The sequence below is a fragment of the Streptomyces sp. NBC_01498 genome (genome assembly GCF_036327775.1).
In the GTDB taxonomy this organism is placed as follows: domain Bacteria; phylum Actinomycetota; class Actinomycetes; order Streptomycetales; family Streptomycetaceae; genus Streptomyces.
Genome location: NZ_CP109598.1, coordinates 2,874,591 through 2,888,819, shown reverse-complemented (window position 1 = coordinate 2,888,819; position 14,229 = coordinate 2,874,591). Strand labels below are relative to the sequence as shown.

General features: G+C 68.9%; 13 protein-coding genes and 2 pseudogenes. 10 read left to right on the top strand and 5 right to left on the bottom strand.

Annotation, left to right across the window (positions count from 1 at the left end; genetic code table 11):
• Positions 1 to 22 precede the first annotated feature (22 nt).
• The 5 genes and pseudogenes from OG875_RS12115 to OG875_RS12095 all read left to right on the top strand — a co-directional run bounded on the left by OG875_RS12115 (position 23) and on the right by OG875_RS12095 (position 5,198).
• The gene (locus OG875_RS12115) at positions 23 to 673 is read left to right on the top strand and encodes an imidazolonepropionase-like domain-containing protein (protein WP_330174222.1); all 651 of its coding nucleotides are present in this window, start codon (positions 23 to 25) and stop codon (positions 671 to 673) included.
• 841 nt (positions 674 to 1,514) lie between these two features.
• A pseudogene (locus OG875_RS12110) lies at positions 1,515 to 1,902 on the top strand (ATP-binding cassette domain-containing protein); the annotation flags it as partial.
• 39 nt (positions 1,903 to 1,941) lie between these two features.
• The gene (locus OG875_RS12105; protein ID WP_330174221.1) at positions 1,942 to 2,874 is read left to right on the top strand and encodes a TauD/TfdA dioxygenase family protein; all 933 of its coding nucleotides are present in this window, start codon (positions 1,942 to 1,944) and stop codon (positions 2,872 to 2,874) included.
• 30 nt (positions 2,875 to 2,904) lie between these two features.
• Positions 2,905 to 3,606, top strand: a complete 702-nt coding sequence (locus OG875_RS12100; protein ID WP_330174220.1) for a demethylmenaquinone methyltransferase — start codon at positions 2,905 to 2,907, stop codon at positions 3,604 to 3,606.
• Positions 3,607 to 3,914: 308 nt separating this feature from the next.
• The gene (locus OG875_RS12095) at positions 3,915 to 5,198 is read left to right on the top strand and encodes a geranylgeranyl reductase family protein (protein WP_330174219.1); all 1,284 of its coding nucleotides are present in this window, start codon (positions 3,915 to 3,917) and stop codon (positions 5,196 to 5,198) included.
• Positions 5,199 to 5,229: 31 nt separating this feature from the next.
• Here OG875_RS12095 and OG875_RS12090 read toward each other — a convergent pair.
• From OG875_RS12090 to OG875_RS12080, 3 genes and pseudogenes are all read right to left on the bottom strand, one after another.
• Positions 5,230 to 5,460: pseudogene (locus OG875_RS12090) on the bottom strand (hypothetical protein); the annotation flags it as partial.
• Between the two features lie 15 nt (positions 5,461 to 5,475).
• Positions 5,476 to 5,955 carry a very short patch repair endonuclease gene (locus OG875_RS12085; protein WP_330177716.1) on the bottom strand — a complete coding sequence of 160 codons (480 nt, stop codon included), beginning with the start codon at positions 5,953 to 5,955 and terminating at the stop codon, positions 5,476 to 5,478.
• A gap of 314 nt (positions 5,956 to 6,269) precedes the next feature.
• The gene (locus OG875_RS12080) at positions 6,270 to 7,580 is read right to left on the bottom strand and encodes a DNA cytosine methyltransferase (RefSeq protein WP_330174218.1); all 1,311 of its coding nucleotides are present in this window, start codon (positions 7,578 to 7,580) and stop codon (positions 6,270 to 6,272) included.
• A gap of 124 nt (positions 7,581 to 7,704) precedes the next feature.
• Between OG875_RS12080 and OG875_RS12075 the strand changes: the two genes are divergently transcribed.
• Positions 7,705 to 8,586, top strand: a complete 882-nt coding sequence (locus tag OG875_RS12075) for a GIY-YIG nuclease family protein (protein ID WP_330174217.1) — start codon at positions 7,705 to 7,707, stop codon at positions 8,584 to 8,586.
• 86 nt (positions 8,587 to 8,672) lie between these two features.
• Here OG875_RS12075 and OG875_RS12070 read toward each other — a convergent pair whose 3' ends face one another.
• Both OG875_RS12070 and OG875_RS12065 read right to left on the bottom strand, forming a co-directional pair.
• The gene (locus OG875_RS12070; protein WP_330174216.1) at positions 8,673 to 9,284 is read right to left on the bottom strand and encodes a glycoside hydrolase family 25 protein; all 612 of its coding nucleotides are present in this window, start codon (positions 9,282 to 9,284) and stop codon (positions 8,673 to 8,675) included.
• Positions 9,285 to 9,571: 287 nt separating this feature from the next.
• Positions 9,572 to 10,381 (bottom strand): C40 family peptidase, encoded by an 810-nt coding sequence (locus OG875_RS12065; RefSeq protein WP_330174215.1) that lies wholly within the window; start codon positions 10,379 to 10,381, stop codon positions 9,572 to 9,574.
• An 803-nt stretch (positions 10,382 to 11,184) separates the two neighbouring features.
• On the opposite strand from OG875_RS12065, the gene OG875_RS12060 reads away from it, so the two are divergent.
• Genes OG875_RS12060 through OG875_RS12045 form a run of 4 tightly spaced genes read left to right on the top strand, consistent with a single transcriptional unit; the run spans position 11,185 to position 14,199 of the window.
• Positions 11,185 to 11,544, top strand: coding sequence for an NADH-quinone oxidoreductase subunit A (locus OG875_RS12060; RefSeq protein WP_023539436.1), 360 nt, complete (start codon positions 11,185 to 11,187; stop codon positions 11,542 to 11,544).
• 20 nt (positions 11,545 to 11,564) lie between these two features.
• Positions 11,565 to 12,119 (top strand): NuoB/complex I 20 kDa subunit family protein, encoded by a 555-nt coding sequence (locus OG875_RS12055; RefSeq protein WP_330174214.1) that lies wholly within the window; start codon positions 11,565 to 11,567, stop codon positions 12,117 to 12,119.
• Between the two features lie 53 nt (positions 12,120 to 12,172).
• Positions 12,173 to 12,868: an NADH-quinone oxidoreductase subunit C gene (locus tag OG875_RS12050; protein WP_330177715.1), complete on the top strand. Its 696-nt coding sequence runs from the start codon at positions 12,173 to 12,175 to the stop codon at positions 12,866 to 12,868.
• The gene (locus OG875_RS12045; protein WP_330174213.1) at positions 12,865 to 14,199 is read left to right on the top strand and encodes an NADH-quinone oxidoreductase subunit D; all 1,335 of its coding nucleotides are present in this window, start codon (positions 12,865 to 12,867) and stop codon (positions 14,197 to 14,199) included. The genes OG875_RS12050 and OG875_RS12045 overlap by 4 nt, the downstream gene beginning before the upstream one ends.
• Positions 14,200 to 14,229 lie beyond the last annotated feature (30 nt).

Genomic DNA, 14,229 nt, shown 5'->3' with positions numbered 1-14,229 from the left:
CCGCCCCGTAACGAGCCACCCCGTGCTGACGATCCACGCCGCGCCACTGGTCCTGCCGGTCGGCGCGGCGGCCGTCGCGGACGGTGCGGTCGCGGTGGACGGCGACCGGATCGCGGCCCTCGGCCCGTACGACGAGGTCCTCGCCGCGCACCCGGCCGCCCGGGTCCGCCGCTGGCCCGGCCTCCTCACGCCCGGACTGCGCCAGGACCGGGCCCGCGAACTGCTCACCCGCTGCTACCACCCGGACCCCCGCGAGGCCGGCGAACTGGGCGAACTCCCGCTGTGGGGCGAGGAGTTCGCACGGCTCACGGCCACGATGGACGCGACCCGGCGGGCCGGCAGCGTCCGGCGCGGGCTCCAGCGGATGCTGCGGCACGGCACCACGCACCTGGCCGGCCCCTTCGACGCGGACGACGCGGCGCTGCGGACGGCCGTCTCCCGGTCGGGGCTGATCCCGGTCCGCGCCCCGGGCCTGCCCACGGGCCCGCCGGACCTGGACCCCTTCGCGGCGGGCGGCGATCTGGCCCGTACGGCGCACGGACCGCTCACCCCGGGAGGACGCGCGGACTTCGCGGTCTTCGACGTGCCCGACGAGACGGCCCTGTACGCGGGCGGGGCGGGGACCTGCGTGGCGACGGTGCTCGCGGGGCGGCTCGTGCACCGCGCCCGCTGACGCCGGCTCCTCGCCGGCTCGACGGCGTCCCGGGGCTCACGGCGTGCGACGAGCCCTCCAGGCGGCGCCCCGTGGCGCGGGACGACCACCGCCCGTGCCCGGGGCGGGAGTCCGGCGAGCGGTGAGAGCGGTACGACCCGGGGGCCCGCGCCCGGTGCGGGACTGGCCGCGAAGGGGGCGCGTCGCGGTGGTGGGCGAGCGGATCGCGTACGGTGCGGCGGCGTTCGGCCACGCAGGTGCGGACGACCACGGCCCTGGCGTGGACATCGGGGTTGTCCGCCCGGCTCGCCCACGCCCGTGCCGCAACGGCTTGACCAGTTCAAGGGCGGTGCGGCGGGTCAACCCCCCTGTCCGGGCGCGTCTCACTCCCTGGCGGCGCCCTGGTGCCCCCGCGAAGCGCTGTGCTAGAACAGCGCCCGTGACGGATCGTTTTCTGGTGGAGTGCCTCCCCATCGATCTCTGCCGCGTTTCCAGCGCTTGCTGTTGAGCCTGCCGCGGCATCCTCGGCGATGCCCGCGCAGTGCCCGCGCGCGTCCCCGGTAACCACGTTCCTCGCGCCTTCCGCGTCTCCGGTCCGCGCCCCCGGCGCCCCTCGCGCTTCTCCTTCTTCCGGCCTGCCCGCAGGTCCGGCGACGCTCCATGACTCCGGAGACCCCTCCATGCCGACCTCTCCGTCCTTACGGGAACGGACCCCCCGACCCCGCCACCCCCCTGACACCGGGCCCCTCGGCCGGGGAGCGCCGCCACCGTCCCGAACGCGCCGCCCGGCTGCGCCGCACCGGACTGCGCGTCGTCGCGCTCGCCGTCCTCCTCGGCGCCTGGCAACTGGTGACCGCCCTCCAGCTGTGGCCGCCGGTGCTGGTGCCCTCGCGGTCAGCAGCAGCGCGTCGCCATCGCCCGCGCCCTGGCGGGCGGCAAGCGGCTCCTGCTGCTGGACGAGCCGTTCGCCGCGCTCGACGTCCCTGACCCGGGAACGACTCCAGGAGGACCTGCGCACGGTGAGCGCCGAGGCCGGGACCACCTCGGTCTTCGTCACCCACAGCGTGGACGAGGCGGTCTTCCTCGGCACCCGGGCGATCGTCCTCACCAACCGCCCGGGAACGGTCGCCCTGGACATCCCGATCGACCTGCCCCGCACCGGCGCGGACCCCGACGAACTACGCGGCCTGCCCGCGTACGCCGCCCTGCGCGCCGAGATCGGCACAGCGGTGCGTCACGCGGCCCGCTGAGCCGACCAGCCACATCCGCCCCACCGGAGGAGGAGAACCATGACGACCACCACGACACCCCCCGCCCCGGCCCTGCGCGAACACCGCATCCCCGCCGACGGGCTGTACGAGGGCCCGCGCGAGCTGCGCCGTGTCCCGGAGGGCTGGACCGACCGCCCGTACGAGCGCTTCCGCCTGGTCCCGCTCGGCCGGGTCATCGGCGCCGAGATCCACGGCGTCGACCTGACCCGCCCGCTGGAGGCGGCCGTACGCGCCGAGCTGGACCGGGCGCTGCTGGAGTGGAAGGTGCTGTTCTTCCGTGACCAGCACCTGACCTCGCGGCAGCAGCGGGCGTTCGCCGGGCACTGGGGCGAGCTGGAGACCAACCCGCTGCTCGCCACCGGCGACGACCCGCAGGTCGCCCGGCTCGACCGGACCGCCGTCCCCACCTTCGAGAACGTCTGGCACGCCGACGTCACCTTCCGCGAGCGCCCCGCCCTCGGCGCGGTCCTCCATCTGCGCGAGGTCCCGCCGACGGGCGGCGACACCCTGTGGGCGGACATGGCCGCCGCGTACGACAACCTCCCCCGGGACGTGAAGGAGCGCATCGAGGGAGCGCGGGCGGTGCACGACTTCATCCCCGGCTTCTCCCGCTTCTACCCGCCGGAGCGGCTCGCGGCGCACCAGGAGCGGTTCCCGCCCGTCGAGCACCCGGTGGTGCGCCGCCACCCGGTCACCGGCCGCCGGACGATCTTCGTCAACGCCTCGTTCACCACCCGGATCGTGGGCTTCGCGCGGGAGGAGAGCGACCGGCTGCTGCGGCTGCTCTTCCAGCAGGCGCACGCCCCCGAGTTCCAGGTGCGGTTCGCCTGGCGCGCCGGCGATGTCGCGTTCTGGGACAACCGGGCCACCCAGCACTACGCGGTCAACGACTACGCCCCGCACCGCCGGGTCGCCGAACGTGTCGCCATCGCCGGGGACCGCCCCCACTGACGCGTACGGCGGGGCTGCTTGAATGGAAGGGTGACCCGAGCCTCTCTGGACAAGCAGCCGCACGAAGTCGCCGCGATGTTCGACGGCGTGGCGGCGAACTACGACCTCACCAACGACGTGATCTCCCTCGGGCTGGACCGGCTCTGGCGCAGGGAGGTCGCCAAGGCGGTCGGCGCACGCCCCGCGCAGAAGATCCTCGACCTCGCCGCCGGGACGGCCACCTCGTCCCTGCCGTTCGCCGCCACCGGCGCCTACGTCGTGCCGTGCGACTTCTCGCTGGGCATGCTCCGGGAGGGCAGGAAGCGGTACCCCTGGCTGCCGCTGACCGCCGGGGACGCGACGAAACTCCCCTTCCGGGACGGTGTCTTCGACTCCGTCACCATCTCCTTCGGGCTGCGCAACGTGCAGGACACGGACAGCGCGCTGCGTGAGCTGTACCGGGTGACCAAGCCGGGCGGGAAGGTCGTGATCTGTGAGTTCTCGCAGCCGACCTGGGAGCCCTTCCGGACCGTCTACACCGAGTACCTGATGCGCGCGCTGCCGCCCACGGCGCGGGCCGTGTCCTCCAACCCGGACGCGTACGTGTACCTCGCCGAGTCCATCCGCGCCTGGCCCGACCAGCCGGGCCTCGCCGGGCTGCTCCAGAAGGCCGGCTGGACGAAGGTCGCGTGGCGGAACCTGACCGGCGGCGTGGTGGCCCTGCACCGGGGGACCAGGCCCGCCGAGGTCTGAGCACGGGCGGGCCGGCCGGAACCGTACGAACGAACGGGACCGGGCCGGGCTCGCGCCGAGTGGGCGTGGCGCGGCCGGACCCGCCCCGCCCCCGGGCCGGGTCGGTCCGGTCACCGAGTTCCGGGGGACATCGCCCGCCGGGAGAGCCCTTCAACTCGTCGTCCGGGGCCCACCCCTAGACTGCTTCCGCACCTACATCTGCATCTGCGTCCGTACCTGTATCTGTCCAGTGCCGAACATTCACCGCCGTCGGTACGCCACGACCGGACCCGCCAGCCGAGTCCCACGAGTCTTCGGGAGATCCCGCCGTGACCGAGCCCCGCTCCGAACACACCGCGGACGTCATCGTCGTGGGGGCGGGCCCGGCCGGCTCCACCACGGCGTACCACCTGGCCAAGGCGGGACTGGACGTCCTGCTCCTGGAGAAGACCGCGTTCCCGCGCGAGAAGGTGTGCGGCGACGGTCTGACCCCGCGCGCCACCAAGCAGCTCGTCGGGATGGGCATCGACATCTCCGAGGAGGCCGGCTGGCTGCGCAACAAGGGCCTGCGGATCATCGGCGGCGGCGTACGGCTCCAGCTCGACTGGCCCGATCTGGCCAGCTACCCGGACTACGGACTCGTCCGCAAGCGCGACGACTTCGACGAGCAGCTGGCCCGGCAGGCGCAGAAGGCCGGGGCCCGGCTGCACGAGCGCTGCAACGTCGGCGCGCCGATCGTGGACCCGCGCACCGGCCGGATCACCGGCGTCAACGCCCGGATGGGCGAGGAGAAGACGCCCGTCACCTTCCACGCCCCGCTGGTCGTCGCCGCCGACGGCAACTCCACGCGGCTGTCGCTCGCGATGGGGCTGCACCGGCGCGAGGACCGGCCGATGGGCGTCGCCGTCCGTACGTACTTCACCTCGCCCCGGCACGACGACGACTACCTGGAGTCGTGGCTGGAGCTGTGGGACCGGCGCGGTACCGAGGACCGGCTGCTGCCCGGCTACGGCTGGATCTTCGGCATGGGCGACGGCACCTCCAACGTGGGCCTCGGCATCCTCAACTCGTCGTCCGCCTTCAAGGAGCTGGACTGGCGCGAGGTGCTCAAGGCGTGGTGCGCCTCGATGCCGGAGGACTGGGGCTACACCCCCGACAACATGACGACGCCGATCCGGGGGGCCGCCCTCCCGATGGCCTTCAACCGCAAGCCGCACTACACCAAGGGCCTGCTGCTGGTCGGCGACGCGGGCGGGCTGGTCAACCCGTTCAACGGCGAGGGCATCGCGTACGCCATGGAGTCCGGCCAGATCGCGGCCGAGGTCATCGTGCAGGCGCAGTCCCGGCAGACACCGGGGCAGCGCGAGATGGCCCTGCACCGCTATCCGCAGATCCTCAAGGACACCTACGGCGGCTACTACACGCTGGGCCGGGCCTTCGTGAAGCTGATCGGCAACCCGAAGGTGATGAAGGTCGCCACGCAGCGGGGCCTGACGCATCCGCTGCTGATGAAGTTCACGCTGAAGATGCTGGCGAACCTGACCGACCCGACGGGCGGCGACGCGATGGACCGCATCATCAACGGCCTGAGCAAGGTCGCTCCCAAGTCCTGACCGGCACCCTCTGGACCGTGTCGGACACCGCCTACTCCTCGGCGCCGCTGACCTGGAAGCCCTCGTCGGCGAGCGCCGCCAGGCTCTTGCCGCCGGCGCCCCCGGCCCAGCTCCGCAGGGCCGCGGCGTCGGCGAACCGGCCGACGTTCGTGTCGATCGGGGTGTCCGTGTACTGGTGGAACTTCCACGCGGCCTTGATCCGCGGCTTGCCCGCCGTCACGTAGTCCGCGATCCACAGGGCGTCGCCGGCCTCGCTGGTGGTCGGTGAGCAACGGACTCAACCGGGATCCACAGCAGGCAGGTCGCTTCTCGATCTGACGGCCTCGATCACTTCACGCGCCGCCTCCTCCGGGTCTTCGTGTTCCCACACACGGACGACCAGCCAACCGGCCTGGCGTAGCGCCTCGTTGGTTTCGGTGTCGCGTGCCCTGTTACCAGCGATTTTCTCCTGCCAGAATGCCGCACCCTTCTTGGCGGGACGGTAATGTTCGGGGCAGCCGTGCCAGTAGCAGCCATCGACGAAAACGGCGACGCGCGCCTTCGTGAACACCACATCGGCTGTGCGGCGCAGGTCCGAGACCGGTCTCACCCCCACGCGATAGCGCAGCCCCCGTCTGTGGAGGGCGGAACGCAGCAGCTTCTCGGGCTTCGTGTCCCGTCCCTTGTTGGCGGACATGACCGCTCGGGAAGCGGGCGAAGTGGCCCAGGAGTCAGGGGGAACGGTCTCGGTGGTCACGTAACCGGCGGCACGAGCCATCTGCCATGCCTGTGCCAGATTGGCCGCGCGAGTCGCACCGTCAACCTCGCCGACGTACCGTTCCCGCGTCTGGCCTTCCTGCGACCACCGCAGGTAGGCACGGACGCGACGGGTGCTGCGGTACAGACGCAGCGCGATGGACGCGCGCGCGTACCGACCTCCACCCCGCTCGACCGCGCGTGCCAGTCGACTGCCGGCGGCTCGATCCTGCTCAGCCGCCCGAGCCTCCCTGCTTCCGCCCGCCCTCGGCTTCCATGCCTGATCGGGAGGTGTCTGATCCTTCCACCGCCTCTGCCGATCGCTCGCGGGGCTGGTCACTTCCGCTTCTCCGGGGTCTCCAAAAGGCCAACGGACTTGAGAGCGTTCGCGACAGCCTCTGAGAAAGCCGTCCCCAGCTTGACGGGGACGGCGTTGCCCAACTGCCGCATCTTCTCTCCCCGTGGCCCATCGAGAATCCAACGGTCCGGGAAGGTCATGACTCGCGCCGTTTCTCGCACGGTCATGTATCGGTATCCGTCTCCTCCCCCGTAATTGACGAAGTCGACGTTGTCGAGCCGCATGACGGATTCCCCGCCAGGTACGCCGTGGACGCCCGCCTTCACGGTCTTGGCGGGCCGGTCCAGCAGGTTTGGCGTGTGCCCGGTATACATGCGCGCACCAGGCCATCCGACGTGGTCGGGGAAGCCGCCCACTTGGATTTTTTCCTTGACGGCTTCCTCCGTAATGTACGGAAGCGGTTTTCCTTCGTTCTCGTCGACTCCCGCGATGGCGTCGCGCAACGTACGCCACGGCTCCAGGTCCAGCTTCTTCTTGACTTTCTTGTTCTCGTAGTCGAGGTCGGGAAGGCCGGCGATGACACGATCGCGAACATCCGCAGGCACATTGTGCCGGTTCCAGTACGGTCCGCCCTCGCGCATGGAGTGGATCAGCGATTCCTGGGAGTGGGTCTCCCTCGGCATGAACTCGCCCCAGTCGACATCGAGGTCAGAGCGAAACGCTACGATGATCACTCGATTCCGAATCTGCGGGACACCGTAGTCGGCCGCGTTGACTTCCGCCTCGGTGACTACGTATCGCTGCGACGGCTCAACCGATTCGTTCGCGATCAGTTTTTCAAGTATGTCGTTGTGGTCTTCCCAGGTCGCGTTCTTTTCACGTTCCACGAACGGAAGCCGCATCTCGTTCAAGATGTAGTTGAAGTAGGGTTTGAAAGAAGGTCGGAGCAAGCCGCGAACATTCTCGCAGATGACCGCCTTCGGCTTCATCTCCCGGATGGCGCGGAACATCTCCGGGAACATGTTCCGTTCGTCCTCCATGCCTTTGTGCGCACCCCCGAGGCTGAACGGCTGGCAGGGAGGGCCGCCCGCGAGGACATCGACCTCCTCCGTGACAAGGTCGGTGAAGTCGATGTCGCGTACATCGCCCTGGACGAGCGGCCAGGGCTTCTCCGGCTCATCCGGGTCCGGTGGGTTCGATCTCAACGACTCACATGCTCGCTTGGCGTACTCGTTCACCAGCAGCGGGCGGAAGCCAGCGGCATGCACAGCCATCGCGAGTCCCCCGCCGCCGGCGAACAACTCGACGCAGGATCCGACCTCTTGGCGCTCTTCGCGCAGATCAGGCATGGAAGAACCATACCGCGGAGTGTGTGATCATGGTGTCACGTCTGGCAACTTGGCTCCCATGTGCCCCAGTTGGACCAGATAAGCTGTGTCGCGATCAAGGGTTTCAACGGAACGGGGTGCGCAGATGGGCGACGGCTACAGTGATCAGTTCCGGCTCAGTATCACGGAGGCGCTGAGCACGCAGCTGTACGCCGCCCTGAAGAAATTGGAGCCGGCTCCTCTCACCGCGGAGAATCTTGGCGCGCTCGCTCCGCAGGCTGAGAAGCTCGGCCTTCCCAACATGTCCGGGGTCTACCAGATCTTCCGCCAGGAATCAGGCAATGAGCGACAGCTCGCCTACGTCGGGAAGGCCGATGAGCCGCTTCCCGACCGTCTTGGGAATCACCTCTACAAGTTGTCCGGCCGAGAAGGCATTTCCATCGACGAGATGTCATTCAAGTGTTTGTTCGTTGAAGAAGATCTTTCCTCTGTATCTCCGGAAAAAATGCTGATCAAAAAGCATCTCAAGGAGGGAAAGATCGTCTGGAACAATCGTGGATTCGGAAACAACGATCCTGGGCGCAACCGCGACAAGACCGTGATCAAGAGAAATCACTTCGACCTTGAGTTTCCCATCGACCTTTCTCGCCACGTGGAAGGGCTCAAGCCGGGTGTTCAGTCGCTGCATGACGTGCTGGTGACGATCAAGCGCGGCATACCGTTCCTCTTCCGCTTCAAGCAGGCGGCCGCGTTCAGGGAACGAATGGTCAACGTCCCCGAGGGGGAAATTAACGTTGACCAAGCGCTTCGTTTCGTGGCGCGACACTTGACCGGCAGATGGCAAATCTGCTCTTTGCTCGGTTGGGTGATCATGTACGACGACAGCCCGACGTCCTATCCCAGTGCCCGTCGCTACTACCGGCCGGAGGGAGTTTTCGACCAGGAGCCGAGGACTCGGAAGCCTGGCAAGAACGAGGCCGAGGACGGGATCGAGAGCGAGGACGAGGATGGCACACTCGACGAGTGACGCCACGGAACCGAGAGCGCGTCTTTCTCGACCCTTTCTAGTGGGCCGACCGGGGAACGGGCGGGACCAACTCGAATCGCCTGTTTCTACTCCTCGGCGCCGCTGACCTGGAAGCCCTCGTCGGCGAGCGCCGCCAGGCTCTTGCCGCCGGCGCCCCCGGCCCAGCTCCGCAGGGCCGCGGCGTCGGCGAACCGGCCGACGTTCGTGTCGATCGGGGTGTCCGTGTACTGGTGGAACTTCCACGCGGCCTTGATCCGCGGCTTGCCCGCCGTCACGTAGTCCGCGATCCACAGGGCGTCGCCGGCCTCGCTGGTGGTGTCGTGGTTGAGCCAGAAGTCCCGGTTGCAGTACAGCCCGACGCGGTGGTCCGCGCCCCGCAGCCGCTGGACCTCCGCCAGGAAGGCGTCCTTCGACGCGCAGGAGACGTCCGGGTCCTCCCAGTCGGCGAACAGCGGGTCGCCCGCGTGTTCGGCGGCCTGCTTCACGAAGTACTCCGCCTGCGCCTTCACGCCGCCGGGCCGCAGGAAGTGGTAGAAGCCGACCACCAGCCCGGCGTCCCGCGCGTGCGAAGCCTGCGCCGCCATGCGGGGGTTGAGGTACGAGGTGCCCTCGGTGGCCTTGACGATCGCGAAGTCGAGGCCCTTCGTGGCGAACGACGAGCTCTGGTACGACGATACGTCGACGCCTTTGACAGTCATCGGTGGTGCCTCCTGCGTGGTGCCTGTGGGGGGAGAGGTCGTGCCCTGTCCTTCCGATGCCCGTGCGAGGCGGCGGGCACTCTCGAACACGCGTGTCGCGAGGGACCGTTGGGGGTACGCCGGGGCGCGGGGACGGTACGGAGGCGGGTACGGACCCCGGCGCCGTACGGAGGCGTACGGCACGGCGCCCACGGAGGCGGTACGGACCCCGGCGCCACGGCACGGCGAAGGGCCGCCGTTCCCCGGGGCGGGGGAGCGACGGCCCTTCGGTGGTGCCGGAGGTGCGTTCAGAGGAGCCGGACCGCGCCGGTCGGCGGGTCCCAGTCCAGCGACTTCTCGACCACGCCCGTACCGGAGTTCTGCGCGCCGATGAAGTTGCCGCCGCCGGAGTAGATCGCCACGTGGTACGCGCCGCCCGCCCCGCCCCAGTAAAGGATGTCGCCGGGCTGGAGGTTGTCCAGGGAGACCTGCGTACCGGCGGTCGACTGCGGGCCCGAGGTGCGGGGCAGTTCGACCCCGGCCTGGCGGTAGGCGGCCTGGACGAGGCCGGAGCAGTCCCACGAGTTGGGCCCGGTGGAGCCGAGCACGTACGCGTCGCCGACCTGGGCACGCGCGAACGCCAGCACGGCGGCGGCCGAACCGCTGGCCTGCGTGGTGCTGTACGAGGCCGGGGCGGCGGAGCCGGAGGCGGAGAGCGTGGTCCGCTCCTCGGAGCGCGAGGCGCGCTCCGAGGCGGCCCGGGCGCGGTCGGCGGCTGCCGCCTTCTCCTTCGCCTCGGCCTTGCGCTCGGCCTCGGCCTTGGCCTTCTTGGCGAGCTTCGCGGCGTGGGCGGCGGCGGAGTCCTGCCGTACCCGCAGGTCCAGGTCCGCGGCGATCCGCTGGGTCACCTCGGCGGAACGCGCGGTGCTGTCGGCCAGACCCGAGGTGAGCGTGGGCATCTCGATGGTCTCGGTGACCGGCTCGGCGTTGGCCGGAGCGGCGGCACCGGCCAGCGCCATGGTGCTGAGGACGCCACCGGCAACTCCGGACCGGATCGCCGTTTTCGACGCGCTTCGGCGGGGCTTCCGGTGGCTGGGTATGTGAGCGGTGTGGGACATGGGACCTATCGCTATCAGGGCCTCCGGGTTCCCTTCAAGAAACGTGTGTTGCGCCACAGTTACGTTCGGAATAGATCAATCCGCTTGACAGCGGCCTTTATTGACGCCGTAACGGTCATAACGGACACTCGTGATCATGGCTGTGATCAGAGCCTTTCGGCGAATCACCCCAATTGCCCGCCACCTACCATCCGTTCGCTCCGATGGCCAAGCCCCGCAAATGTCGGGGTTGGGTGGAGTGGTGCAGGTCACAGGAAGGTGACGGCTGAGAATCGTCGGTGAACCGCTCGTGAACGCGTGCACGTGATCCGCCCCCGGGGCCGGCCCCGGCGTCCCGCCGGTCCGTCCCGTCGACGCTCCGGCGTCCCGCGGGCCGATCGCGGACTCCTCCCGGACCTCTCCCGCGCTCCGCCTTCCCTCCGCTCCCGGGAGCCTCCCGGGCGGGCGTGAGACCCATCTATCACTCGCCCGTGTCCATCTCCAATTTGCTGCTCTCCGTGCCGCCTTGATAGGGACCGCACGCCTCCGACCAGCGGTGACTCTCCGCGTTGTTACCTCAAGTGACCGTGCGGGCGCTCCCTGTTCGGTGATCCGAGGGCGCTCCGACACATGATCGATCGTCGGGTGGTGGAGATCACAAACTCCTTCCCCCACCCCGTGTCGCAGATCACAGACCCTGAGGCATAGGATGCGGGGCAGTCCGGCTTGTGAACTGCCTCACATACGCGTGATCTTCGCGGGGCGGCGAGACAGAAGCTCGGTTGAGGACCAACGGTCAGGGACGACTGGAAGGAGCGAGGAGCGTGAATGCCTACGCGCCAATCCTCGTGCTCGGCGCTCTCGGTGCCGCGTTTGCGATCTTCTCCGTGGTGGCGGCCACGCTTATCGGCCCGAAAAGGTACAACCGGGCAAAACTCGAAGCGTACGAGTGCGGCATCGAGCCCACTCCCACGCCGGCCGGAGGTGGCCGCTTTCCCATCAAGTACTACCTGACGGCGATGCTCTTCATCATTTTCGACATCGAAGTCGTCTTCCTTTACCCCTGGGCCGTCACCTTCGACGCGCTCGGGCTTTTCGGGCTCGTGGAGATGCTGCTCTTCGTGCTCACCGTCTTCGTCGCCTACGCGTATGTGTGGCGGCGCGGCGGTCTGGAATGGGACTAAAGGCGCGGAGGGGCTAACCAATGGGACTCGAAGAGAAGCTGCCGAGCGGATTTCTGCTCACCACCGTCGAGCAGGCCGCGGGCTGGGTGCGCAAGTCGTCCATGTTCCCGGCGACCTTCGGCCTCGCCTGCTGCGCCATCGAGATGATGACGACGGGCGCCGGCCGGTACGACCTCGCGCGGTTCGGCATGGAGGTCTTCCGCGGTTCGCCGCGCCAGGCGGACCTGATGATCGTCGCGGGACGGGTGAGCCAGAAGATGGCGCCCGTGCTGCGGCAGGTCTACGACCAGATGCCGAATCCCAAGTGGGTCATCTCCATGGGGGTGTGCGCGTCGTCCGGCGGCATGTTCAACAACTACGCGATCGTCCAGGGCGTCGACCACATCGTCCCTGTCGACATCTACCTGCCGGGCTGCCCGCCGCGTCCGGAAATGCTGATGGACGCCATCCTCAAGCTCCACCAGAAGGTCCAGGGCTCCAAGCTCGGGGTCAACGCGGAGGAAGCCGCCCGCGAGGCGGAGGAGGCGGCGCTCAGGGCGCTTCCCATGATCGAGATGAAGGGGCTGCTGCGGTGAGTGACGAGCAGCGATCCGGGAGCACACCGGAAGACAACCAGCCCGGCGCGAACGTGCCGTCCGAGGTCGGCCGGGCCGGCGAGGTCATCGGCGTACGCAAGGGCATGTTCGGCACCGACACCGGTGGCGGTGACACCAGCGGTTACGGCGGTCTCGTCCGGACCGTGAGCCTGCCCGGTGCCGCGTCCCGTCCGTACGGCGGCCCCGACGGGGTCTTCGACGAGATCGCCGACGAACTCGAAGGCGCGCTGGAGGAGCAGGGACTGCTCCCCGCCCACGCCATCGAGAAGACGGTCGTCGACCGGAAGGAACTCACCTTCCACATCGCCCGTGAGCACCTGCTCCAAGTCGCCCGGACGCTCCGCGACGACCCGGCGCTCCGCTTCGAGCTGTGTACGGGTGTGTCCGGCGTCCACTACCTGGGTGACAAGGGCCGTGAACTGCACGCCGTCTACCACCTGCGGTCCCTGACGCACGGCCGGGTGATCCGCCTGGAGGTCTCCGCGCCGGACAGTGACCCGCACGTGCCGTCCCTGGTCGAGGTCTATCCGACCAACGACTGGCACGAGCGTGAGACGTACGACTTCTTCGGCCTGATCTTCGACGGCCACCCCGCCCTCACCCGGATCATGATGCCGGACGACTGGCAGGGCTTCCCGCAGCGCAAGGACTATCCCCTCGGCGGTATCGCCGTCGAGTACAAGGGCGCCCAGATCCCGGCTCCGGACCAGCGGAGGTCGTACTCGTGACCACCCCACACTCCACCCCACACGCCACTCCTCGTGCCACCACCGAGGGCACCGTCTACACCGTCACCGGTGGCGACTGGGACGAGGTCGTCGAGACCGCGGCCAAGTCGGACGACGAGCGCATCATCGTCAACATGGGTCCCCAGCACCCGTCGACGCACGGTGTGCTGCGGCTGATCCTGGAGATCGAGGGCGAGACCGTCACCGAGGCCCGCTGCGGCATCGGTTACCTGCACACCGGTATCGAGAAGAACCTCGAATTCCGCAACTGGACGCAGGGCACCACCTTCGTCACGCGCATGGACTACCTGACGTCGTTCTTCAACGAGACGGCGTACTGCCGTGCCGTGGAGACGCTGCTGGGCATCGAGGACGACATCCCGGACCGGGCGAACATCATCCGCGTCCTGCTGATGGAGCTGAACCGGCTCTCCTCGCACCTGGTCTGCCTCGCGACCGGCGGCATGGAACTCGGCGCGACCACGATCATGATCTACGGCTTCCGTGATCGTGAAATGATTCTCGACGCCTACGAGCTGATCACCGGACTGCGCATGAACCACGCGTACATCCGGCCCGGCGGCCTCGCCCAGGACCTTCCCCCGGGCGCCGTCGACCACCTGCGCGAGCTGGTGAAGACGCTCCGCAAGAACCTGCCGGAGTACGACGCGCTCGCCACCGGCAACCCGATCTTCAAGGCCCGTATGCAGGACGTCGGCTATCTCGACCTGGCCGGCTGCATGGCGCTCGGCGCCACCGGACCGATCCTGCGCTCGGCCGGCCTGCCGCACGACCTGCGCAAGACCGACCCGTACTGCGGTTACGAGACGTACGACTTCGACATCCCGACCGCCGACACGTGCGACGCCTACGGGCGTTTCCTCATCCGGCTGGAGGAGATGCGGCAGTCGCTGCGCATCGTCGAGCAGTGCCTGGACCGGCTGGAGCCGGGCCCGGTCATGGTCGGCGACAAGAAGATCGCCTGGCCCGCGCAGCTCGCGCTCGGCCCGGACGGCCTCGGCAACTCGCTCGACCACATCAAGAACATCATGGGCACCTCCATGGAGGCTCTGATCCATCACTTCAAGCTGGTGACGGAGGGCTTCCGGGTGCCGCCGGGGCAGGCGTACGCCGCCGTCGAATCGCCCAAGGGCGAACTCGGCGTGCACGTCGTCTCCGACGGGGGCACCCGCCCCTACCGGGTCCACTTCCGCGACCCGTCGTTCACCAATCTCCAGTCCATGGCGGCCATGTGTGAGGGCGGCCAGGTCGCCGACGTCATCGTCGCCGTCGCGTCCATCGACCCCGTGATGGGAGGCGTCGACCGGTGACCACCACACCGAATTCCGAGGTCAGCCTCG